General features: G+C 68.7%; 21 protein-coding genes. 15 read left to right on the top strand and 6 right to left on the bottom strand.

What is annotated here, in order from left to right; genetic code table 11:
- Positions 1-13 precede the first annotated feature (13 nt).
- Positions 14-1393, top strand: a complete 1380-nt coding sequence (locus SBI67_RS27125) for a hypothetical protein (RefSeq protein WP_318983543.1) — start codon at positions 14-16, stop codon at positions 1391-1393.
- Complete coding sequence (locus tag SBI67_RS27120) at positions 1390-2430, top strand: hypothetical protein (RefSeq protein ID WP_318983542.1); 1041 nt, start codon at positions 1390-1392, stop codon at positions 2428-2430. The genes SBI67_RS27125 and SBI67_RS27120 overlap by 4 nt, the downstream gene beginning before the upstream one ends.
- A gap of 4 nt (positions 2431-2434) precedes the next feature.
- Here SBI67_RS27120 and SBI67_RS27115 read toward each other — a convergent pair whose 3' ends face one another.
- The 3 genes from SBI67_RS27115 to SBI67_RS27105 form a co-directional block, all read right to left on the bottom strand.
- Positions 2435-3817 carry an alpha/beta hydrolase gene (locus SBI67_RS27115; protein WP_318983617.1) on the bottom strand — a complete coding sequence of 461 codons (1383 nt, stop codon included), beginning with the start codon at positions 3815-3817 and terminating at the stop codon, positions 2435-2437.
- A 94-nt stretch (positions 3818-3911) separates the two neighbouring features.
- Positions 3912-7232, bottom strand: a complete 3321-nt coding sequence (gene lysX, locus SBI67_RS27110) for a bifunctional lysylphosphatidylglycerol synthetase/lysine--tRNA ligase LysX (protein ID WP_318983541.1) — start codon at positions 7230-7232, stop codon at positions 3912-3914.
- 45 nt (positions 7233-7277) lie between these two features.
- Positions 7278-7637, bottom strand: a complete 360-nt coding sequence (locus SBI67_RS27105; protein WP_266049619.1) for a DUF1844 domain-containing protein — start codon at positions 7635-7637, stop codon at positions 7278-7280.
- 214 nt (positions 7638-7851) lie between these two features.
- Here SBI67_RS27105 and infC point away from each other — a divergent pair, with 214 nt between their 5' ends.
- From infC to SBI67_RS27085, 4 genes are read left to right on the top strand one after another with little or no spacing between them, the layout of a single operon-like run.
- Positions 7852-8529, top strand: a complete 678-nt coding sequence (infC, locus tag SBI67_RS27100) for a translation initiation factor IF-3 (protein WP_081664344.1) — start codon at positions 7852-7854, stop codon at positions 8527-8529.
- A gap of 12 nt (positions 8530-8541) precedes the next feature.
- Positions 8542-8736: a 50S ribosomal protein L35 gene (gene rpmI, locus SBI67_RS27095; RefSeq protein ID WP_318983540.1), complete on the top strand. Its 195-nt coding sequence runs from the start codon at positions 8542-8544 to the stop codon at positions 8734-8736.
- Between the two features lie 48 nt (positions 8737-8784).
- Positions 8785-9174 carry a 50S ribosomal protein L20 gene (gene rplT, locus SBI67_RS27090; RefSeq protein ID WP_024451872.1) on the top strand — a complete coding sequence of 130 codons (390 nt, stop codon included), beginning with the start codon at positions 8785-8787 and terminating at the stop codon, positions 9172-9174.
- Positions 9175-9185: 11 nt separating this feature from the next.
- Positions 9186-9956 carry a TrmH family RNA methyltransferase gene (locus tag SBI67_RS27085; RefSeq protein ID WP_413232578.1) on the top strand — a complete coding sequence of 257 codons (771 nt, stop codon included), beginning with the start codon at positions 9186-9188 and terminating at the stop codon, positions 9954-9956.
- Between the two features lie 116 nt (positions 9957-10072).
- Here the strand turns inward: SBI67_RS27085 and SBI67_RS27080 are convergent, their stop codons facing one another.
- From SBI67_RS27080 to SBI67_RS27070, 3 genes are read right to left on the bottom strand one after another with little or no spacing between them, the layout of a single operon-like run.
- Complete coding sequence (locus SBI67_RS27080; protein WP_318983539.1) at positions 10073-10468, bottom strand: tautomerase family protein; 396 nt, start codon at positions 10466-10468, stop codon at positions 10073-10075.
- A 43-nt stretch (positions 10469-10511) separates the two neighbouring features.
- Positions 10512-11756 carry an acyl-CoA dehydrogenase family protein gene (locus SBI67_RS27075; protein WP_318983538.1) on the bottom strand — a complete coding sequence of 415 codons (1245 nt, stop codon included), beginning with the start codon at positions 11754-11756 and terminating at the stop codon, positions 10512-10514.
- A gap of 4 nt (positions 11757-11760) precedes the next feature.
- A complete protein-coding gene (locus SBI67_RS27070; RefSeq protein ID WP_318983537.1) occupies positions 11761-12816 on the bottom strand; it encodes an oxygenase MpaB family protein in 1056 nt (351 codons plus the stop codon).
- 196 nt (positions 12817-13012) lie between these two features.
- Here SBI67_RS27070 and SBI67_RS27065 point away from each other — a divergent pair, with 196 nt between their 5' ends.
- From SBI67_RS27065 to argF, 9 genes are all read left to right on the top strand, one after another.
- Positions 13013-13918: an adenylate/guanylate cyclase domain-containing protein gene (locus SBI67_RS27065; RefSeq protein ID WP_413232574.1), complete on the top strand. Its 906-nt coding sequence runs from the start codon at positions 13013-13015 to the stop codon at positions 13916-13918.
- Between the two features lie 3 nt (positions 13919-13921).
- Positions 13922-14716 (top strand): rhomboid-like protein, encoded by a 795-nt coding sequence (locus SBI67_RS27060; protein WP_318983536.1) that lies wholly within the window; start codon positions 13922-13924, stop codon positions 14714-14716.
- On the top strand, positions 14659-15750 hold the full coding sequence (gene pheS / locus SBI67_RS27055; RefSeq protein ID WP_318983535.1) for a phenylalanine--tRNA ligase subunit alpha: 1092 nt from the start codon (positions 14659-14661) through the stop codon (positions 15748-15750). Before SBI67_RS27060 ends, pheS begins: the two co-directional genes overlap by 58 nt.
- Entirely contained in the window at positions 15750-18236 is a 2487-nt protein-coding gene (pheT, locus tag SBI67_RS27050) for a phenylalanine--tRNA ligase subunit beta (RefSeq protein WP_318983534.1), read from the top strand. Before pheS ends, pheT begins: the two co-directional genes overlap by 1 nt.
- A gap of 126 nt (positions 18237-18362) precedes the next feature.
- Positions 18363-19394: an N-acetyl-gamma-glutamyl-phosphate reductase gene (gene argC, locus SBI67_RS27045; protein WP_318983533.1), complete on the top strand. Its 1032-nt coding sequence runs from the start codon at positions 18363-18365 to the stop codon at positions 19392-19394.
- Complete coding sequence (argJ, locus tag SBI67_RS27040) at positions 19391-20605, top strand: bifunctional glutamate N-acetyltransferase/amino-acid acetyltransferase ArgJ (protein ID WP_318983532.1); 1215 nt, start codon at positions 19391-19393, stop codon at positions 20603-20605. The genes argC and argJ overlap by 4 nt, the downstream gene beginning before the upstream one ends.
- Entirely contained in the window at positions 20602-21480 is an 879-nt protein-coding gene (gene argB, locus SBI67_RS27035; RefSeq protein ID WP_318983531.1) for an acetylglutamate kinase, read from the top strand. Before argJ ends, argB begins: the two co-directional genes overlap by 4 nt.
- Positions 21477-22637, top strand: a complete 1161-nt coding sequence (locus tag SBI67_RS27030; RefSeq protein WP_318983530.1) for an acetylornithine transaminase — start codon at positions 21477-21479, stop codon at positions 22635-22637. The genes argB and SBI67_RS27030 overlap by 4 nt, the downstream gene beginning before the upstream one ends.
- Complete coding sequence (gene argF / locus SBI67_RS27025) at positions 22634-23557, top strand: ornithine carbamoyltransferase (RefSeq protein ID WP_266049609.1); 924 nt, start codon at positions 22634-22636, stop codon at positions 23555-23557. Before SBI67_RS27030 ends, argF begins: the two co-directional genes overlap by 4 nt.
- Positions 23558-23560 lie beyond the last annotated feature (3 nt).

Here is a 23560-nt window from a genome sequence, read left to right as displayed (position 1 = left end):
CTATCCTGGGGCGATGTCCACCACCTCGGCGAGCGAAGCGACGGGGAACGATGCCGGGGCGAGCGAAGCGACGGGAAATGACACCGGGTTCGCGACGCGCCCGGCCGCCCCACGCCGCGCCGTCATCGACCGGGCCTGGCGGGCGCTGGGGCCGGGTGTCGAGGTGCTCAGCAGCGATGACGGCGGTCCGCTCAGCCGGACGGTCAAACGCATCCTGGATCCATTGGTGCTGCGGCTGCGGTCCAACCCGCAGTATTCCGCGCCGGTGGTCACCGCCGAGGTGGCCGACGAGATGCACCAGCTGATCCTGGCCCACGCCGGCCGGCTGCGCGCCACGGCCGCCTGGTTTGCGGTGCTCAAAACCCACCGGCGACGGCTGCGGTTGACCACCGGAAACGCCCAGGAGCTTTATTTCCCGGTGTGTTTCGAACTGGCGGTCACCAAAGGTGAACCCGGACAAGGAGACTGCGATCTTTCGGAGACCGCCGAGCGGGTGTTGCGCGGTGTGCACGGGGACCGGGACCGCACCGCCATCGAAGTTCTCAACCGGTACGTGACCGATGCCGCCGCGATGGCGGCGCTCTCGGCGCAGGTGCAGCGCAGCTGGCGCGACGTGCGCCCGTCGGAGGCCATCACCGCGCCCTTCCTGGCCGGTCTGGCCACGGTTCTCGGTGACGCAGAGGGCCATTCGGCGCGGTCGGCCCGGCAGCGGGTGTGGACGGCGCTGGTGGCCGACGCCACGCCGTACAACCTCGGCGCCCGTGCGCACGGTCCGGATGCGCAGCTGCCCTGGTCGATCGTCGATATCGGCCTGAGTTCGGCTGTGCCACAACAGCCGCCACCGGTCTACGGGGGATCCGACGGTGACCGTCCGCTCGATCGCAGTGTGGTGGACCGGGTTCGGGCCACCCTGCGGCGCGCGCTCGACCGCGACGAGCTGCCCGACGTGCCCATGCTGTGTGCGGAGGAGGTGGACCGGGCCTGCGCGCCGTGGGGTCTGCTGGCCGAGGACATGCAGGCCACGCTCGTGGCCGGAGTGGAAGTGGCCGTCGAGCTGGCACCGTTGCGCGAGGACGCCGCGCCGCGTTACCGGGTGGCCGAGCAGATTCAGGCCCGTCTGCGCAAGGAAGCGTATGTGCTGCACGCGCGGCGCTATCTCACCGCCGACGCGGCGCTGCATCCGCGCCAGCAACAGGTCACCGACGAGTTGGCCGCCTTCGCCAGGCCCTACCTGAGCCGGTTGTGGGCCCGGCTGCACGGTCGTGACGTCTGGCAGGAATCCTGCGCCGATGTCGACGACGTCCGCGCTCTGCTGGAAGGTGTGGCCCGATCGGTCAGCCTGGATCACCGGCAGCGCATCAAGGCGATGCTGGAAATGGCGGCAGCACAATGAAACTCGTTGTAGAACAAGGTTTATGGACCACCGGCCAGGCGGTCGCCGCGCCACCCGCGGTCGCCGTGCTCGAGGTGGCGGGCGCGGTCCTGGCCTGGACCGTCGATGAGCCGCACGCGCCGGTCGCCGTCACGTTCACCGACGTGGGCGCCGCCGACTGGCTGTGGCGGGTGCTGGGCGAAGCCGGTCATGTCAGCTTCGTCGAAGCGCTGTCCGGGCGGCCGGCGCACACCGCGGCCGCGGTCGATCTCGTCGATGTTCACTGGGCCGCTGCCGCATTGGCTCCGCTGCGGCGCCTGGCACTGGGACATTGGCTGCGCCGCTGGTGGCCGGCCAGCGTCCGCGACGGTATCGCCGAACTCGACGCGGCCGTGCTGGACGCCGAGATCGCCGCACTCACCGCGGCGGCCGAGGAGTTCTTCGCCGGAGATACCTTCGATTCCGACGTGAGCGGTCTGCTCGAACCGCACCGCGCGTCGCTGGCGGCCCTGATGGCAGACGGAGACCCACGGGTGGCCGCGCTCGTCGACTCGGTGGTGGATTGGGTTGACCTTGACGAGATTCCGGCGCAGCGACGACAGCAGGATTACGCGCTGGCCGCCGGCGCGGCCGGGGGACAGCGGACCGGCACGATCGCGTCGGGAACCGCATCCATCCCATGGAGTGCGGTACCGCCCCGCGTGTTCGATGCCGCCGAGGACACCGTCTCCTGGGTGGTCACCGCCGTGGCGGGGGTGGTGCAGGCCGAGATTCGCACCGAACTGATCGGACCGGCGAACGGGATACCGGTGCGCTTCGACGGTGCCGACGGGGTGCTGGACGAGCAGGGGCGAGCGACCATCGCCCTACCGGTCTCGGAATCGGCTGCCTGGAATCAGGATTGGTCGTCAGCGGTGACGACCGTCGGGGGCCCGGCCGATCCTGGTGACACCCGCGAGGTCCGCGACCGCCTGCGCACGTTCGCCCGAGCCCGCCTGGCCGGTCCGGCCGATGACGCGTTTTTGGCCGAGATCCTGGCCGCCGAATCCGATTACTGACCGGTCAGCGGGCCATCCCCGGTCCGGAGGCCTGCAGGGTCGGCGGCCCCGAGCGGGGGAGCGCGACCCGCGCCACGTCCGGTGTGCCGATCTGACCGGCCAGCCACGGCAGCGCTGCTTCGAACGCACGTGATGCGAACGGCCAGTCGTGTTTACCTGGCTGGACGATTACCGCGCAGTCGATGCCGTTGGTGGCGCCCAGGCCGCACAACGACTGGGCGGCGACGGCCTGATCGCTGGCCCGCGGGTGGGTGCCGGGCGGTGTGCCGGGGTCGTTGACGGCGAACCAGCCGGCGATGCCGGAGTAGCGGCCGTGCCGGTTCATCACCGTGGTGGGATCGAAGGAGGCATACTGCGCGACGTTGCCGCCGAACAGCCGGTCGATGGTTTGCGCCTTCGTGCCCGAGTTGGGGCTGATGTCACCGGCGATATCTTCGAACACCGAGAACATGTCCGGGTGCATGACCGTCAGGTCGACGGCGCACGTGCCGCCCATCGACCACCCGACCGAGCCCCAGTTGGCGGGCGCGGCGCTCACCCCGAATTTCGCGATCATGGTGGGCACGACGTCCTTGGTGAGATGGTCGGCGGCCTTGCCGCGCGATCCGTTCACGCATTCGGTGTCGTTGTTGAAGGCGCCGCCGGAGTCGACGAATACCAGCACCGGCGCGTTGCCGTTGTGCGCGGCGGCGAACCGATCGACCACGCGGATGGCGTCCCCGGCCCGCAGCCAGTCGGCGGGGGTGTTGAATTCACCGCCGATCATCATCAGGGTCGGCAGTTTCGGCGGGGGATTGGTGGCGTACCAGGCCGGGGGCAGGTACACGAGTTCGCCGCGATGCCGGAAGCCGGATCCAGCGTCACCGGTGTCCACCGGGACCACGGTGCCGTTGGCGGGGATCATCCGCTTCTGCTGCATGGCGGTGACGGTGGCCATGTCGGTCTGGTCCGGTAGCGGTCCCGCGGTCAACTGGCTCCAGGCGGTCTGGGCCGTCGGGAAGTATCCGACCCAGAGGTTCAACGCCAGCGCGGCGCACAGGGCGCACAGCGGTACCGCCAGTGCGGTGGCCCCGCGGCGCCACCAGCCGGTGCGCCGCCAACCGGTCACCAACACGGCGGCCATGAAGCCGATCAATCCCACCCATATCCACAACGCATGCGGGGCGGGGTCACCGGCCAGCCCCTGGCTGTTGATGTACCAGTGCACGGCGGTAGCCACAGCCACCCCGGCCACCAGTGATATCGGTAGGCCCAGCTGGTGCCAGCGCTTACTGCGCCACCCGACGGCGGCGATCACCACGGCGGCGGCGACCAACTGCACGATCACCGGAAGCCACCCGTGCATCAGCGAAATGTGCTGCAAGAATTCGTTATTGGCATCGGCCATCAAGGGTGCGGCGACCGTCTTCGTCGAAGGTGTCACGCCACTATCGTGGCTGCCGATCCTTGGGGGTAGCTGTGAGTCCGCTCCCGACGTTGCGTCAGCGCGGTTTTGCCAGCGGGAACGGCAGCGTCTCACGGATGCTGCGCCCGGTGATCAGCATGACCACCCGATCCACCCCGACGCCCAGGCCACCGGTCGGCGGCATGGCGTACTCCATCGCCTGCAGGAAGTCTTCGTCGAGCTCCATCGCCTCCGGGTCGCCGCCGGCGGCGAGGGTGGACTGTTCCTGCAGCCGCCGCCGCTGCTCGACCGGGTCGGTGAGCTCGCTGTAGGCGGTACCCAGTTCGACTCCCCACGCCACCAGATCCCAGCGTTCGGCGACACCGGCGATGCTGCGGTGCGGGCGGGTCAGCGGCGAGACCGAGGTGGGGAAGTCCTTGTAGAACGTCGGGTGCTCGGTCTGGCCTTCGACCAGCCGTTCGTAGAGTTCGAGCACCACTGCTCCGGCGTCCCAGTGCTTGAGGTACGGCACGCCCGCGCCGTCGCACAGCTCACGCAACCGGGCCAGTGCGGTGTCGGGACCGATGTCCTCGCCCAGCGCCTCCGAGACCGCGCCGTGCACCGTCTTCACCGGCCACACGCCCGAGATGTCCACCGGTTGAAGCGCTCCGTCTGCACCCGGCCGCATGACGACCTGCGCACCGTTGGCGGCCTGGGCGGCATTCTGGATCAGCTCGCGGCACCCGTCGATCCAGACGGTGTAGTCGGCATGCGCCTGATAGGCCTCCAGCAGGGTGAACTCGGGATTGTGGCTGAAATCCACGCCCTCGTTGCGGAACGCGCGGCCCAATTCGAAGACCCGCTCGACGCCGCCCACGCACAACCGCTTCAGATAGAGCTCCGGGGCGATCCGCAGATACAGATCCAGGTCGTAGGCGTTGATGTGGGTCTGGAAGGGGCGGGCGTTGGCCCCGCCGTGGATCTGCTGCAGGATCGGCGTCTCGACCTCGAGAAAACCGTTGCCCACCAATGTTTCGCGGATGGCGTGCAGGATCGCGCTGCGGGCGGTGATCAGGTCACGCGCATCGGTGTTGATCGCCAGGTCCACGTACCGGGTGCGTACCCGCGCCTCGGGGTCGGTGAGCCCTTTCCACTTGTCGGGCAACGGGCGCAGGCATTTTCCGGTCATCCGCCAGTCGGTCACCAGCAGCGAGGGGGTGCCGTTGCGGCTGTGTCCCATGGTGCCGGTTACCTCGACCAGGTCGCCGAGATCGACCGACGCCCCGAAGTCCGGGTAGTCCTGGGTGGCCGGGGGGCCGTCGAGCAGCAGTTGGACCTCACCGGACCAGTCCCGCAGCACGGCGAACAGCACACCGCCGTAATCGCGGATGCGCAGGATGCGCCCGGCCACGGTGACGACGGTCGTCGGATCGGTGACGTCCAGCGCGGCGGCCACGGTGTGGCTGGGCGGCTGACCGACCGGGTAGGCGTCCACGCCCCGGTCCTGCAGGTCCTTGAGCTTGGCCATCCGGACCCGGACCTGATCGGGCAGGCGGGGCGCTTCGTCGTCCGGCAGGTCGGCGCGCAGGCCGCTGACGTCCGGGGCGCTGCCGTCCTGGTGCAGGAGGCCGCTGTCCACCAACCGCTGCGGGGCGGCGATGTGTTCGCCGGTGTGGTCCTTGCGCCGGGAGAACGGCAGCACCAGAAAGCCCTCGGCGATCACCGAGGCGACGCCGACCCGCGGGATGAGCCGGGCATCTTCGTAGCAGGCGAATCGCGGTACCCATTCCGGCTGGTACTTCATGTTCGACCGGTACAAGGTCTCCAGCTGCCACCACCGCGAGAAGAACACCAGCAGGGCACGCCACAGTCGGGCGATCGGGCCGGCGCCCAGTTGGGCGCCCTGCTCGAACGCCGACCGGAACATCGCGAAGTTCAGTGAGATCCGGCTTATCCCGAGGTCCTCTGCCTGCAGGCAGAGTTCACTGACCATCAATTCGATGGTGCCGTTGGGGGATTGCGGTGAGCGACGCATGACGTCCAGCGACACGCCGTTGCTGCCCCACGGGACCAGGGACAACAGCGCCACCACGTCGTCGGCTGCGCCGTCGTCACCGGCCTTGATGGCCTCGACCAACAGGCAGTCGCTGTCGGCGGGGTCGCCGAGCCGGCCCAGCGCCATCGAGAATCCGCGCTCGGTTTCGGTGTCGCGCCACGTGTCGGCGCGCTCGATGACCTGGGCCATCTCATCGGTGGTCAGGTCGCGGTGCCTGCGGATGCGCACCGTCAGTCCGGCGCGGCGGGCCCGGGTGACCGCCTGGCGCACCGGTTTCATATCTGGCCCGGAAAGTCGGAAATTGTCCGGATACAGGATCGCCTCGTCGCCGAGTTCCAGCGCGTTCAGACCGGCCTCCCGGAAGGCTTGCGCGCCGGCGGCGCTGGCCCCCATGACTCCGGGCGCCCACCCGTAGGTCTCGCACAGGTGCAACCAGGCCTCGATGGCGGCGGGCCAGGCCCGCGGATCGCCGACCGGGTCACCGCTGGCCAGGCAGACGCCGACCTCGACGCGGTAGGTGATGGCGGCGCGGCCGTTGGGTGCGAACACCACCGACTTGTCCCGGCGGGTGGCGAAGTAGCCCAGCGAATCGTTCTTGCCGAACAACTCCAGCAGACCGCGGATGGCGGATTCGTCCTCACCGGTCAGCGCGTTCGCGGCGCGCTGGGACTGGAACAGCACCACCGCGGCGACGATCAGCGCGAGCGCGCCGAACAGCCCGAGCAGGACGTTGACCAGACCGTGCGGATGCCCGCTGAACGCGTCGGCGTCGGCGCCGGCGAACGCGCTGACCCGGTTCAGCGCATACCAGGGCCGGTCGGCCGGGGCCAGCGAACCGGGGAACAGCTCCAGCAACCCCCAGCCGACGAGGGTGCCGACGGCCATGCCGGCGACCAGGGTGGCGGCAGCCTTGAACAGCGCCCCGCGGCGCACCTTGGCCCAGAACTGCCGTCGGGCCAGCACCAGCGCGCCGATGGAGGCGACGTGGAACACCAGGCCGATGACCTCGCCGATCTCCTCGGCGACCGTCTCGTCGCCGGTGGCCAGGTCGCCGAGGTTCCAGCCGACCGCGGCGACCATGTAGAGCACCAGGATCCACCACGCGATGCGCTTGCGGGCGGCCAGCGCGGCGGCCAGCAGGCCCAGCACCACGGCCCAGGCGAAGCTGGTGTCGGGGAAGTTGAAGATGTAGTCGTTGACGAACTCCCGCGGTACCCGGATGAGGACTCGCACCAGAGGTGAGACGCTGGCCAACAACGACAGTGTGGCGATGACGCCGACGATCCAGCCGGCGACCGCGGGTACCCACGTGAATCGGGACCGGTGGCCCGTTCTCGACTGCGGGGCGATTGTCGAGGTCATAGGCCGCGAGGATATGCCTTCGGCCAATGAATTTCGTGTGAGTGGCTACCAGACGGGGCCGGTGTATTTCTCGCCAGGCCCTTTTCCGGGTTCTTCGGGGGCGGCGCTGGCTTCCCGGAAGGCCAACTGGAGACTCTTCAGGCCGTCCCGCAGCGGGCCCGCGTGCAGGCCGAGAAACTCCGCAGATGCGGTGACGAGACCGGCCAACGCGGTGATCAGCCGGCGGGCTTCGTCGAGGTCACGATGCGGGCTTTCGTCGGGATCTTCGGACGCCAGACCGAGTTTCTCGGCGGCCGCGCTCATCAGCATCACGGCCGAACGGGTGATCACCTCGACCGCGGGGATCTCGGCGAGTTCCCTCACCTGCGGGTCTGCGGCGGCTGGAGTTTTCGGATCATCGGTCATGCCTGATAGACTGGCATGATCGACCGTCCCGGCGAACGCCAGGGACAGCAAGTGGAGTCCCGCTCCCACCGCAGACCATACCGGTCCAGCGGTCCGGTCGCAGGCATCTGCGGATGTCCTGTTCTGCGCACCGCGCGGACGGCGAAAGCCGTGATCGGTCGGCATCGGGCCCTGCTACGTGCAGGGCCTTTCTGTTCGCAAGAGCAGAGTGCTGATGGTGTCGGATTCCCCGCTGGCCCCGTCGTCTCCCCACGGTCGTGGACGAGAAGACAACGTAGGAGGCCCCATCAGCACTGAGACCCGCATCAACGAGCGCATTCGCGTACCTGAAGTCCGCCTGATCGGACCGGGTGGTGAACAGGTAGGCATCGTGCGCATCGAAGATGCGCTCCGCGTCGCCGTCGACGCCGATCTCGACCTTGTCGAAGTAGCTCCGGACGCCAAACCCCCGGTTTGCAAGATCATGGACTACGGCAAGTTCAAGTACGAGACGGCACTCAAGGAGCGCGAGTCTCGCAAGAACCAGCAGCAGACCGTCGTCAAGGAACAGAAGCTGCGGCCGAAGATCGACGATCACGACTACCAGACGAAGAAGGGCCATGTGGTCCGCTTCCTGGAGGCCGGATCCAAGGTCAAGGTCACGATCATGTTCCGCGGTCGTGAGCAGTCCCGCCCCGAACTGGGTTACCGACTGCTGCAGCGCCTGGGCGCCGACGTCGCCGATTACGGCTTCGTCGAGACGTCAGCCAAACAGGATGGCCGCAACATGACGATGGTGCTGGCGCCGCACCGCGGCGCGAAGACTCGCGCCAAGGCGGCCCATGACGCCGATGCGCCACCAGCCCAGCGCGGCACCGCCGAGTCCGGCGAGAACCAAGAACCATCGAGTTAGAACTGAGGACACATGCCCAAGGCAAAGACCCACAGCGGAGCTTCGAAGCGCTTCCGTAAGACCGGCACCGGCAAGATCGTGCGCCAGAAGGCGAACCGCCGCCACCTGCTGGAGCACAAGGCCAGCAAGCGCACCCGTCGCCTCGACGGCCGCGCCGTGGTCGCCGCCAGCGATGCCGGCCGTATCAACAAGCTGCTGAACGGCTAACAGCCGCCTCACCTTTGAACCTCCCCCCGTAAGAATAGGAACACTCCCATGGCACGCGTGAAGCGCGCACTCAATGCCCAGAAGAAGCGGCGCACAGTCCTCAAGGCGTCGAAGGGTTACCGCGGCCAGCGCTCGCGGCTCTACCGCAAGGCCAAGGAACAGCAGCTGCACTCCTTGACCTATGCCTACCGCGACCGTCGCGCCCGTAAGGGTGAGTTCCGCAAGTTGTGGATCTCGCGTATCAACGCCGCGGCCCGCGCCAACGACATCACCTACAACCGCCTCATCCAGGGCCTCAAGGCCGCCGGTGTCGAGGTGGACCGCAAGAACCTCGCCGAGATCGCCGTGAGCGACCCGGCCGCGTTCACCGCGCTGGTGGAGGTCGCCAAGGCCGCGCTGCCCGCCGATGTGAATGCTCCTTCGGACGAGGCCGCCTGAGCACCACTCCGCTGACCGAGCGGGCCGACCGCGTAGCCGCAGCCGTCAAGCTGCATCGCGCCGTCGCACGTCGCCGGGCCGCACGCTTTCTCGCCGAAGGTCCCAACCTTGTCGAGGCAGCGCTGCGGCGCGGTGTCGTTTCCGAGGTGTTCGCCACCGCCGCGGCCCTCGATCGCTTCGGTGACCTGCTCGGGGACGCCCCCGTGTACGAGGTGACCGAACGCGCCGCGAAGGCGTTGTCGGACACTGTGACCCCGGTCGGTCTGGTGGCGGTGTGCCGGCTACCCGAGGTGTCCCTGGCCGATGTCTTGACCGACGCGCGGTTGGTCGCGGTGGCGGTGGAAACATCCGAACCGGGCAACGCCGGTACCCTCATCCGGCTGGCCGACGCCATGGGCGCCGATGCCGTGGTTCTGGCCGGTGACTCGGTCGACCCGTACAACGGCAAATGCCTGAGATCGTCGGCCGGCAGCATCTTCGGGGTGCCGGTGGTGCAGGCGCAGGACACGCTGGAGCTCATCGCCGCGATGCGCGGTGCCGGACTGCAGGTGCTGGCCACCACGCTCGACGGTGAGACTCCCTTGCCTGCAGCCGATTTGGCCGTCCCGACGGCGTGGCTGTTCGGTTCCGAGGCACATGGGCTCGCGCCCGCCGTCGCCGCCGCTGCTGATGCCCGGGTGACCATCCCGATGCACGGCAGCGCCGAGAGCCTCAACATCGCCGCCGCCGCGGCGATCTGTCTGTACGCGAGCGCGCAGGCCGTGCCCCGCGACCAGGCATAGAGTCCCACTTTCCGTGCGAGGTCCCGGAATGGGTATCTGTTCGGCTGCTCCGACGAGACTGCACTCACGGTCGTGGTGGCAGGCAGCAGCCCTGGGTTCAATCTCGTCGGAGGGACTCAGACGGTGACGTCGAACCCGAGGTCGATATCGCAGGCCGCCTGGCCGCCGCGGATGCCCCAGTTCTCCAGCGAGCTTTCCCGCACCAGGATGGTGACGTGGTCATGCGGAATGCCCAAGGCGTGCAACGCATCGGTGATTTCGCGGTAGAGATCTCGCTTGGCCCGCACTGATCGTCCGGCGAAACAATCGATGCCGACCAGGGTGTACAACTCCGGCGTCTGGAGGCCGGGTGGGACGGCAAACCGGTGCGGCTCGTGCGACACCAGCCAGACGTGCCTATCGACGACAGGTATCCGGAATGCCGCCACCAGCGCGCCGTGCACCGCGTCGATGATGGCGCCTTCCTCAGCCGGCGTGTATCGCCGCCGGACTTCGATGGTTGTGCTGGGCATAGCGGATTTTCACACGCCGTACCGACTCCGGTCGCGCGAATATTCACCCGTCCCGCAACAACCCCTTGGCCACGTGCGTGATCTGCACTTCGTTGCTGCCGGCGTAGATCATCAGCGATTTCGCGTCGCGCGCCAGTTGTTCGACCCGGTATTCGGTCATGTAGCCGTTACCGCCGAAGAGCTGCACCGCTTCCATCGCCACGTCGGTGGCTGCCTGCGAGCAGTACCACTTCATCGCCGAGGCCTCCGCCAGCGAGATCGGGACGCCCTCCTTGGCCGACTCGATCACTCGGAACAGCATGTTGCGCACGTTCATTCGCGCCACCTCCATGCCGGCCAGCTTGAGCTGGATCAACTGGAACTGGGCGATCTCCTTACCCCAGAGCACCCGATTCTTGGCGTAGTCGACCGACAACCGCAGACACTCCTCGATGATCCCCAGAGCCATCGCCGCGACGCCGATACGCTCGGCGGAGAAGCTGGACCGCGCGCTGTCCCGGCCGTCCCCGGAACTGTTGTCCTCGGTCTCGCCCAACAGCCGGTCGCGACCCAACCGCACATTGTTGAAGAACAACTCGCCCGTCCGTGAGGAGTGAATCCCCATCTTGCGGAAGGGCTTCGACTGTACGAAGCCCTCCATCCCGCGATCCAATACGAAGGTCAGCACCTTGCGGTCACGCTTATCGGTCTTGTCGCCCTCGTCGAGCTTGGCGTACACCACCACCACATCGGCATCCGGCCCGTTGGTGATGAACGTCTTCTGCCCGTTGAGGATGTAGTCGTCACCGTCGCGCACGACATAGGACTTCATCCCGCCGAACGCGTCCGACCCGGAATCGGGCTCGGTGATGGCCCATGCCCCGATCTTCTCGTAGGTCACCAGCCCGGGCAGCCAGCGTTCCTGCTGGGCCAGGGTCCCGCGGCTTTGGATGGTGGGCACCGTCAGGCCGAGGCTGACACCCATGCCCGTCACCAAACCCATGGATACCCGGCATAATTCGCTGATCAGGACGAAACCCATGCCGGCCTGGTCGGGTCCGCCGCCGAATATGCCGCCGGAGGATTTGCCGGATTTCGGAGCCTCCCCGGCCCGCAGCCGGGACAACCGGCGCTCCAGCGCTTCACGCGCCATCAGGTCGATACCGAAGGTGGCGAACAGCTTCCGGACGATGGGGTAGGGCTCCATGTCGCCGTCTTCGAGGGCGTCGATGTTCGGCCGGACCTCCTTGTCGATGAATTCACGCACCGCGTCGCGCACGGCGATATCGACGTCAGACCAGTCCAGCATCGTGTCAGGCTGCCTTTCGTTTGGTCGCAGGCCTTCTGGATGACGGGCGTCGGCCCAGTCCGGCCAGCGAGAAGGTGGTGTGCACCAGGGACCCGGCGCGGTCGAGCAGCGTTTTGTGCGGCGGCTGGTAGTGCATGGACAGCCCGCGCCGGTCCTTGGGCGGTGCCATGAAAGCCGGCGCCTCCACCAGCGGGGCGTCCTCGGGCACCTTTCCGGCGGCACGACGGTAGGCGGCCACCGCACGGGGATGCAGTCGGATCTCGTCGGGTACCGCGAGGAAGGCCAGCTCGACCATCTTGCCCAGCAGTCGCAGCACCACCTCGTCGCCGGGTGTCCAGCGCATCCCGGCCTTCTCCCGCAGTGCCGGATCGAACAGACCGGCCGCCACCCAGCGCTGGGCCCCGACCATCGGCTTGAACAACTGATCCCAGACCGGGGTCGGCATCAGGACGAACCACGGTTTGGGAATGCGAATGCTGAAGATGTCCAAGGTGGCTCGGTTGATCTCGAGTTCCTCCCGGCACTGGTGATCCCAGTACTCGCAGAAGTCCTCCCAGGTGGCCGGGACGGGCCGCATGCTCATCCCGTACATCCGGTACCACTGCACGTGCTCGTCGAACAGCTGGTGCTTCTCGGCCTCGGTCAGCCCACCGCAGAAGTACTCCGCGGTCTTGATGATGAGCATGAAGAACGTCGCGTGCGCCCAGTAGAAGGTCTGCGGATCGAGCGCGTGGTAACGCCGGCCGGCATCGTCGACGCCCTTGATGTCGTGGTGGAAATTCTTGATCTGCTCTCCAGTCTCGGCGGCGCGGTCACCGTCGTAGACCACGCCCATGATCGGATACACCGACCGGGCCACTCGTTGCAGCGGTTCCCGCAGCAGGATCGAGTGCTCCTCCACAGCGGCACCCAGTTGCGGGTACATGTTCTGGATCGAGCCGATCCACACCCCCAACAGGCCGGTGCGCAGGTCGCCGAAGTATTTCCAGGTGAGCGAGTCCGGGCCGAGCGGAATACCGGGCTGCGCATCGGTAGCGGCGCGGGAGTGTGCTGTTGTCATGGCGTCCTCGCTGACGAAACCCACGGTTGTCCGGCCAGCCTATTCTTGACAACGCGCGTTGTCCATCGCCGCGGTGGCGCTGTGATGGACCGGCGATCTGGTCGCCGCGCGTCCGTGACCTGCCGCTTTCGATATGTGAGCAACGTCGTGTCGCGGCGTGATTGCCGCTACCGGTGGTGCCACCTATCGTGGCGTCGTGGACGCTGAACGGTTGGACGAACCGGCCGGCGGCCTAGAACAAGCGGTTGATCTGCCGCGCCCGGTCGGGCCGCTGGGCACACCGCTGGAATGGCTCAAGGACACGAACCACAACCCCGGGGTGATCGCGCTGATCCGGCGGGTGCGCCGGGCGCTACCCGGCGATCCGGACTTCGGCGATCCGCTGTCGGCCGCCGGTGACGGTGGTCCGCGCGCCGCTGCCCGTGCCGCGGATCGGCTGCTCGAACGCGATGCGGCGTCGCGGGAGGCCAGCCTCGGTGCGCTGCAGGTGTGGCAGGCGCTCACCGAGCGGGTTTCGGGCCGGCCTGCCAATAACGAAGTCACCCTGGTCTTCACCGATCTGGTCGGTTTCTCGGACTGGTCGCTACGCGTCGGTGACGACGCCACGCTGCGGCTGCTGCGCCGGGTCACCTCCGTCGTCGAGCCGCCCCTGCTGGCAGCCGGCGGTCGCATCGTGAAGCGGATGGGCGACGGCGCCATGGTGGTCTTCCGGGACCCGGTGCCCGCGGTGCGTGCGGTGCTGACCGCGCTGGACGCGGTGGGTGGTGTCGAGGTGGACGGTTACACGCCGACCATGCGGGCCGGGATCCACACCGGCAGGCCCCAGCGCATCGGGTCGGATTGGCTGGGCGTCGACGTCAACATTGCCGCCCGGGTCATGGAGCGGGCCACCAGGGGCGGCCTCGTGGTGTCGCAGCCCACGTTGGACGGCATCTCCGACGAGGATTTCGCGGCCATGCGCCTGCAAACCAAGCGGGTGCGTAAACAGCTGTTCGGCCCGCGGCCCAGCGGCGTGCCCGACGACCTGCAGATGTACTGGCTGCGCGCCCGCGCCGAGGAGGCCGGCGCCGATGCCGAGGACGACATCACGACCGGCGGCTGACCCATGCCACTCAAGTGGGTCTGGGGCCTGCGGGTGACCATCGGCTACGCCGCCGCCCTGGTCACCGTCGCAGCGGTTCTTGCGGCGCTGGGGCCCGCGGTGCACGACCGGGTGATCCGGCACGCGAGTACCAATCTGCACAACCTGGCGCACGGCCGGATCGGCACCCTGCTCGGCAGTGCCTTCGTCGTCGACGTCGGTGCCATGGCGCTGTGGTTGCCCGGACTGGTGTGCCTGCTGGCGCTGGCCGAGTTGCTGTGGCGCAGCCGCAGACTGCTGACCACCTTCCTGCTCGCCCACATCGGCGCCACGCTGGTGATTGCGGCCGCACTGGCCGTCGCCGTGCACCAGGGCTGGATGCCCCGCTCGATCACCCGGGCCACCGACGTCGGGATGAGTTACGGCGCGATGGGCGTCCTGGGCATGTTGACGGCCGCCATCCCGCCGCGCTGGCGCCCGGCCTGGCTGTGCTGGTGGATCACGCTCGGGGTGGCTGTGGTGGCGGCCGGCCGGGATTTCACCGACGCCGGTCATCTGGTCGCGTTGCTGCTCGGCATGCTGGTGTCGACCCGGCTGGGTGGGCCCGTCTGCTGGACCCGGACTCGACTGGGCCTGCTGGCCGTCGGGTCGGCCTTCGGTTACCTGGTGGTCGTTGCCTACGCGCCTGCCGTGGTGACCGTCATTGCCGCCGCGGCAGCGCTGGCGGCGGGCGGGCGGCCGGCCGTCGCTATGATCGCCGGGTGGCTGTCCAGACTGAACGACAAGGTGAGCCCGCCGACCTCTCGGAAGAAGCCCTGACCGAGGCGGTCGACGCGGCCCGCGCGGCGTTCGACGCTGCCGCCGATCTGGACGCCCTGGCCCGCGCCAAGACCGAACATCTCGGCGACCGTTCGCCGATCGCGCTGGCCCGGCAGGCTCTCGGCTCGCTGCCCAAGACCGAGCGCGCCGATGCGGGGAAGCGGGTCAACGTCGTCAGGACGCAGGCGCAGCAGGCCTTCGACGACCGGCTGGCCCAGCTGCGCGCCGAACGCGACGCCGCGGTACTCGTGGCCGAACGCATCGATGTGACCCTGCCGTCCACCCGGCAGCCGGTCGGCGCCCGGCACCCGATCACCCTGCTCACCGAGCGCATCGCCGACACCTTCGTCGCCATGGGGTGGGAACTGGCGGAGGGGCCCGAGGTCGAGACCGAGCAGTTCAACTTCGACGCCCTGAACTTCCCGCCCGATCACCCGGCGCGTAGTGAGCAGGACACCTTCCAGATATCTCCTGTGTCTGAGCCCGGCGCTCCGCTTGCCCAGGAAGGCTCCCGGCAGGTGCTGCGCACCCACACCTCCCCGGTGCAGATCCGCGCCCTGCTGGAGCGCGAGTTGCCGGTGTACATCATCTCGTTGGGCCGGACCTTCCGGACCGACGAGCTCGATGCCACCCACACCCCGGTGTTCCACCAGGTGGAGGGGCTGGCGGTGGACAAGGGCCTGACCATGGCGCACCTGCGCGGCACGCTGGATGCGTTGGCACGCGCCGAGTTCGGCCCGGCGGGGCGCACCCGGTTCCGGCCGCACTTCTTCCCGTTCACCGAACCCTCGGCCGAGGTCGACGTCTGGTTCGAGAACAAGAAGGGCGGCCCCGGCTGGGTGGAATGGGGCGGCTGCGGCATGGTGAACCCGAATGTGCTGCGCGCCTGCGGTATCGACCCGGCCGAGTACTCGGGCTTTGCCTTCGGAATGGGATTGGAGCGAACCCTGCAGTTCCGCAACGGGATTCCGGATATGCGCGACATGGTGGAGGGTGACGTGCGCTTCTCCCTGCCGTTCGGAGTAGGCGCCTGATGCGTATTCCGTACAGCTGGCTCCGCGACGTGATCCGGGCCGGCGCGCCGGGCTGGGATCTTGGTGTCGACGAGCTGGAGCAGACGCTGATCCGCATCGGCCACGAGGTCGAGGAGATCCTGCCGGTCGGTCCGGTCACCGGTCCGCTCACCGTGGGGCGGGTCGTCGAGATCGAAGAGCTCACCGAGTTCAAGAAGCCGATCCGGGCCTGCAAGGTCGACGTGGGTGAAGCCGAGCCGCGCGACATCGTCTGCGGGGCACGCAATTTCGCGGTCGGCGATCTGGTGGCGGTGGCCCTGCCCGGTACAACGCTTCCGGGTGACTTCACCATCGCCAAGCGTAAGACCTACGGCCGCACCTCCGACGGCATGATCTGCTCGGCCGCCGAGCTGAACCTGGGCGCCGACCAGTCCGGCATCATCGTGCTGCCGCCGGGCACCGCCGAACCGGGGGACTCGGGCATCGAGGTGCTGGGGCTCGACGACGTGGTGTTCAACCTCGCGATCACCCCGGACCGCGGTTACTGCTTGTCCATTCGCGGCATGGCCCGCGATATCGCCTGCGCGCTGGACCTCGACTTCGTCGACCCCGCCGACGTCCCGGCGTTGCCGGCGCAGGGTGAGGCCTGGCCGCTGACCATCCAGCCCGGCACCGGTGTGCAGCGGTTCGGGCTGCGGCCCGTCACCGGCATCGACCCGGCAGCGGTGTCGCCGTGGTGGTTGCAACGCCGGCTGCTGCTGTCCGGGATCCGGGCCATCTCGCCCGCGGTGGACGTCACCAACTACGTGATGCTCGAGATCGGGCATCCGATGCACGCGCACGACCGGTCGCTGATCACCGGCGGGTTCACCGTGCGTTTCGCCGAGCAGGGGGAGAAGGTGGTGACGCTCGACGACGTCACCCGCACCCTCAACGCCGGCGACGTACTGATCGTCGACGACGTGGCGACCGCGGCCATCGGCGGTGTGATGGGCGCCGGGACCACCGAGGTGCGCGACACCACCACCGATGTGCTGCTGGAGGCCGCGGTGTGGGATCCGGCCGCGGTATCGCGCACCCAGCGCCGCCTGCACCTGACCAGCGAGGCCGGCCGGCGGTACGAGCGCACCGTGGACCCGGCCATCTCGGTCGCCGCCCTGGACCGCTGCGCCAGCCTGCTCGCCGAGATCGCCGGTGGCACAGTCGAACCCACCCTGACCGATTGGCGCGGTGATCCGCCGCGCGAGGACTGGTCGCACCCGCCGGTCAGCATGCCGGTGGATCTGCCCGATCGCACCGCAGGCGTGAGCTACGCCGAAGGGGTGACGCCGAAGCGGCTGCGTCAGATCGGTGCGCAGGTGTCGGTCGCCGACGGTGTGGTGACCGCGGTGCCCCCGAGTTGGCGCCCGGACTTGCGCGAACCCGCCGACCTGGTGGAGGAGGTGCTGCGCCTGGAAGGGCTCGACCTCATTCCGTCGGTGCTGCCGCACGCCCCGGCCGGACGCGGCCTGACCCCGATCCAGAAACGCCGGCGCGCGGTGGGCAAGTCGCTCGCGCTGACCGGTTTCGTCGAGGTGCTGCCGACCCCGTTCCTGCCCGCCGGGGTGTTCGACACCTGGGGTCTGGACCCCGATGATCCGCGCCGGAACACCACCAAGGTGCTCAACCCGCTGGAAGCCGACCGGCCCGAGCTGGCGACGACGCTTCTTCCGGGTCTGCTGGAAGCGTTGGCGCGCAACGTCTCCCGCGGTGCGGTGGATGTCGCGCTGTTCGCGATCGCCGAGGTGGTGCTGCCGACGCCGCAGACCCGCGCGGTGCAGCGCATCCCGACCGATCGACGGCCCACCGACGAGGAGATCGCGGCGCTGGACGCCTCGCTGCCGCGTCAGCCCGAGCATGTCGGTGTGGTGCTCACCGGACTGCGCGAGCCGGCCGGGCCGTGGGGGCCGGGCCGCAAGGTGGAGGCGGCTGATGCGTTCGAGGCGGTGCGGGTGATCGGCCGAGCCGTCGGCGTCGACCTGACCCTTCGGGCCGCCCAGGAATTGCCGTGGCACCCGGGCCGGTGCGCGGAGGTGTTCGCCGGGGAGATATCCGTCGGTTTCGCCGGGCAGTTGCACCCGGCCGTCGTCGAGCGTGCGGGGCTGCCCAAGGGCACCTGCGCGGTGGAGTTGGACCTGGATGCGATCCCGATTGTGGATCGGCTGCCCGCTCCGTCGGTGTCGCCGTTTCCGGCGGTGTTCCAGGACGTCAGCCTCATCGTCGCCGAGGACGTGGCGGCCCAATCGGTGATCGACGTGGTCCGCGCCGGTGCCGGTGAACTGGTGGAGGATGTCCGGCTGTTCGACGTCTACACCGGTCCGCAGATCGGGGAGGGCCGCAAGTCGCTGACGTTGGCGTTGCGGTTCCGCGCCGCCGACCGCACCCTCACCGAGGACGAGGCCAGCGCCGCCCGCGACGCCGCCGTGGCCGCCGCCGCGACCCAACTCGGCGCCACCCAACGCGCCTGACCCCCTCCCCGCCCAATTGCGCAAACGGGCGGAAAAGTGCGAGTGGCACCGGGCCAAACGTCGATCTCGACGCGAGTCGTGTTAATGAGTTTGCATATCGATGCATAACGATGCAAAGATCGGTGCATGACTTCGGTAGCTGTCGCCGGCGCCAGCGGGTATGCCGGCGGTGAGATCCTGCGCCTGTTGCTCGGCCACCCCGCCTACGCCGACGGGCGCCTCACCATCGGCGCCCTGACCGCGGCCGCCAGCACCGGCACCACCCTGGCCGAACATCACCCGCACCTGCTGCCGTTGGCCGGCCGGGTGCTGGAGGCCACCGACGCCGATCTGCTGGCCCAGCACGACGTGGTGTTCCTCGGCCTGCCGCACGGGCATTCCGCGGCCCTGGCCGAACAGCTCGGTGACACCGTGATCATCGACTGCGGAGCCGACTTCCGGCTCACCGACGCCGCCGACTGGGAGCGGTTCTACGGATCCGCGCACGCCGGCACCTGGCCCTACGGCCTGCCCGAACTACCCGGCGCCCGGGACAAACTGCGCGGCGCGACCCGGATCGCGGTGCCCGGCTGCTATCCGACGGCCGCGCTGTTGGCGCTGCTGCCCGCGGTCGCCGCCGACCTGGTCGAACCGAACGTGACGGTCGTCGCCGTCAGCGGCACATCAGGAGCCGGTAAGTCGGCCAAGGTCGACCTGCTGGGCTCCGAAGTCATCGGGTCGGCGCGGGCCTACAACGTCGGGGGCAAGCACCGGCATACGCCGGAGATCGCCCAGGGGCTGCGCAGTGTGACTGCCAAGGACGTCACCGTGTCGTTCACCCCGGTGCTCATCCCCACCGCCCGCGGCATCCTGGCCACCTGCACCGCCCGCACCGACGCGTCGGAGCAGGAGATCCGCGCCGCCTACGAAAAGGCGTACGGCGACGAACCGTTCATCCACCTGCTGCCCGAGGGGCAGCTGCCCAAGACCGGTTCTGTGATCGGCAGCAACGCCGCGCAGCTGGCCGTCACGGTCGACGCCGACGCCAAGACACTGGTCGCGATCAGTGCGATCGACAACCTGACCAAGGGCACCGGAGGTGCCGCCGTGCAATCGATGAACCTGGCCCTCGGCTGGCCCGAAACAGAAGGACTGTCCATCGTGGGAGTGGCACCGTGACATCACAAGCGGCGACCGGCAATCTCGTCCGGAACCAGGGCGTCACCGCCCCCGCCGGCTTCCGGGCCACCGGAATTTCGGCCGGTATCAAGGCATCCGGCAATCTGGACCTGGCGCTGGTATTCAACGAGGGGCCGGATTACGGCGCGGCCGCGGTGTTCACCCGCAACCAGATCAAGGCCGCCCCGGTGCAGTGGTCACAGCAGGTGCTCACCACCGGCCGGCTGCGCGCGGTCATCCTCAACTCCGGTGGCGCCAACGCCTGCACCGGCGCACTGGGCTTCCAGGACGCCCACGCCACCGCCGAGGCCGTGGCCGCCGCACTGAGCGACTGGGGCACCGAGACCGGCGCCATCGAGGTCGCGGTCTGCTCCACCGGACTGATCGGTGATCGACTGCCGATGGACAAGGTGCTGGCCGGTGTCACCGAGATCGTCCACGAGATGGCAGGCGGCCTCACCGGCGGAGAAGAGGCGGCGCGGGCCATCATGACCACCGACACCGTGCCCAAACAGGTTGCGCTGCATCATCCCGGTGACTGGACCGTCGGCGGCATGGCCAAGGGTGCGGGCATGCTGGCCCCGTCGCTGGCCACCATGCTGGTGGTGCTCACCACCGACGCCGTCGCCGATGCGCAGGCGCTCGACACCGCGCTGCGGCGCGCCGCCGCCCGCACGTTCGACCGCCTCGACGTCGACGGCAGCTGCTCCACCAACGACACGGTGCTGTTGCTGGCCTCCGGTGCCAGCGAGATCACGCCCAGCCAAGCCGAACTCGACGACGCCGTGTTCCAGGTGTGCGACGACCTGTGCGCCCAGCTGCAGGCCGACGCCGAAGGTGTCACCAAGCGGGTCACCATCACCGTGCAAGGCGCCGCGGACGAAGAAGATGCCCTCGTCGCCGCCCGCGCCGTGGCCCGCGACAGCCTGGTCAAGACGGCGCTGTTCGGTTCCGATCCGAACTGGGGTCGGGTGCTGGCCGCCGTCGGCATCGCGCCGGTGAAACTGGATCCGCAGCGGATCGGCGTGTCCTTCAACGGTTCTCCGGTCTGCGTCGACGGCGCCGGCGCGCCGGGCGCGCGCGAGGTGGATCTGTCCGGCGCCGATATCGAGGTGGTCATCGACCTGGCCGTCGGCAACGACGCGGCCTCGATCAGGACCACCGACCTGTCGCACGGGTACGTCGAAGAGAACTCGGCCTACTCATCGTGACGCGTGAGGCGCAGGCGACCGCCGCAGGGGTTTTCGCGGCGGCGCTGCCGTGGCTCAAACAGCTCAACGGCAAGATCGTCGTCGTCAAGTACGGCGGCAACGCCATGACCGACGACACCCTCAAGGCCGCCTTCGCCGCCGATATGGTGTTCCTGCGCAACTGTGGAGTGCACCCGGTGGTGGTGCACGGCGGCGGTCCGCAGATCAGTGCCATGCTCAAGAAACTCGGCATCGACGGCGAGTTCAAGGGCGGATTCCGGGTCACCACCCCGGAAGTGCTCGACGTGGCCCGGATGGTGCTGTTCGGTCAGGTGGGCCGCGAACTGGTCGGCTTGATCAACGCCCATGGACCGTACGCCGTCGGGATCACCGGGGAAGACGCCCGCCTGCTGACCGCGGTGCGGCGCAGTGTCCTGGTGGACGGCGTGCCCACCGATATCGGCCTGGTCGGCGACGTCGAGCACGTCAACACCGCGGCCGTACTGGATCTCATTGCGGCCGGCCGCATTCCGGTGATCTCCACCATCGCCCCCGACAAGGACGGCGTGGTGCACAACATCAACGCCGACACCGCCGCGGCCGCCGTGGCCGAGGCGCTCGGCGCCGAGAAGCTGCTGATGCTCACCGATGTCGAAGGGCTCTATACCGACTGGCCGAACCGCGCATCGCTGGTCAGCGAGATCGACACCGCCGCACTGACCCAGCTGCTACCCAAACTGGAATCGGGCATGGTGCCCAAGATCGAGGCCTGCCTGCGGGCGGTGCACAACGGGGTGCCCAGCGCACACGTCATCGACGGTCGCGTCGAACATTGTGTCCTCGTCGAACTTCTCACCGACGAAGGCACCGGAACCAAGGTGGTGAACCCCTCGTGACACTTCAGCAGCGCTGGGACGCGGTGATGATGAACAACTACGGCACCCCGCCGCTGGCCCTGGCCGGTGGGGACGGCGCGGTGGTGACCGACACCGACGGTAAGTCCTACCTGGACCTGCTCGGCGGTATCGCGGTCAACGTGCTGGGCCACCGTCACCCCGCGGTCATCGAGGCCGTCACCACCCAGCTCAACACCCTGGGCCACACCTCGAATCTCTATGCCACCGAACCCGGTATCGCGCTGGCCGAAAAGCTGGTCGGGCACCTGGGCCAGCCCGCGAGGGCCTTCTTCTGCAATTCCGGCACCGAGGCCAACGAGGTCGCGTTCAAGATCACCCGGCTCACCGGCCGGACCAAAGTCGTTGCGGCAGAGGGTGGATTCCACGGCCGCACGATGGGATCGCTGGCGCTCACCGGCCAGCCTGCCAAGCGCGCGCCGTTCGAGCCGCTGCCCGGTGAGGTCACCTTCGTGCCCTACGGCGACGTCGACGCACTCGAACACGCCGTCAACGACACCACCGCCGCGGTGTTCCTGGAACCGATCATGGGGGAGGGCGGCGTGGTCGTCCCGCCGCCGGGCTACCTCGTGAAGGCCCGCGAGATCACCGCGAAACACGGTGCGCTGCTGGTGCTCGACGAGGTGCAGACCGGTGTCGGGCGTACCGGCGCCTTCTACGCGCATCAGCATGACGGCATCACCCCCGATATCGTGACGCTGGCCAAGGGCCTGGGTGGCGGCCTGCCGATCGGCGCCTGCCTGGCCCTCGGCGCCACCGCCGATCTGCTCACCCCGGGCTTGCACGGCAGCACCTTCGGCGGCAACCCGGTGTGCACCGCGGCCGCACTCGGGGTGCTCACGGCGCTCGCCGAAAACGACCTGATCGCCAAGGCGGGTGTGCTCGGCAAGACCCTGAGTCACGGCATCGAGGAACTCGGCCACCCGCTGGTCGCCCACGTCCGGGGCAAGGGGCTGCTGCAGGGCATCGTGCTGACCCAACCCAACGCCAAGGTATTCGAGACCACGGCCCGCGATGCCGGATTCCTGGTGAACGCCGCCGCGCCCGACGTGGTACGGCTGGCCCCGCCGCTGATCATCACCGAAGCGCAGATCGATCAGTTCCTCACCGCCCTTCCCGAGATCCTGGATGCCTCATGACACTGCGACACTTCCTCCGCGACGACGACCTCAGTCCCGCCGAGCAGGCCGAGGTGCTGGCCCTGGCCGCCGCACTGAAGAAGGAGCCGTTCAGCCGCAGGCCCCTGGAGGGCCCGCGCGGGGTGGCGGTGATCTTCGAGAAGAACTCCACCCGCACCCGGTTCTCGTTCGAGATGGGTATCGCACAGCTGGGCGGGCACGCCATCGTCGTCGACGGACGTAGCACCCAGCTGGGGCGCGAGGAAACGCTCGAGGACACCGGGGTGGTGCTGTCGCGGTATGTGGATGCCATCGTGTGGCGCACCTTCGCCCAGGAACGCCTGACCGCGATGGCCAGCGGTTCGACAGTGCCGATCGTCAACGCACTGTCCGACGAATTCCACCCGTGCCAGGTGCTGGCCGATCTGCAGACGCTGGCCGAACGCAAGGGCCGGCTGACGGGCCTGAAGATGACCTACTTCGGGGACGGCGCCAACAACATGGCGCACTCGCTGATGTTGGGCGGCGTGACCGCGGGCATCGACGTCACCATCGCCGCTCCGGCCGGGTTCGAACCGCATCCCCAGTTCGTCGACGCCGCGCGGCGCCGTGCCGCCGAAACCGGCGCCACCGTCACCGTCAGCAGCGATCCGAAGGTCGCCGCCGAGGGCGTCGACGTGCTGGTCACCGACACCTGGACGTCGATGGGGCAGGAGAACGACGGACTGGACCGGGTGCGCCCGTTCCGGCCGTTCCAGGTCAACAGTGAGCTGCTCACCCTGGCCGACCCGGAAGCCGTTGTGCTGCATTGCCTTCCGGCCCACCGTGGGCACGAGATCACCGACGAGGTGATGGACGGGCCGCAGAGCGCGGTGTTCGACGAGGCCGAGAATCGCTTGCACGCCCAGAAAGCACTGCTGGTCTGGCTGTTGGAGCGATAACCG

Origin of the sequence: Mycolicibacterium chengduense (genome assembly GCF_033741155.1) — a bacterium.
GTDB lineage: Bacteria > Actinomycetota > Actinomycetes > Mycobacteriales > Mycobacteriaceae > Mycobacterium.
Note: the sequence above shows the minus strand (reverse complement) of the source record. Positions and strands in the feature narration are given on the sequence as shown.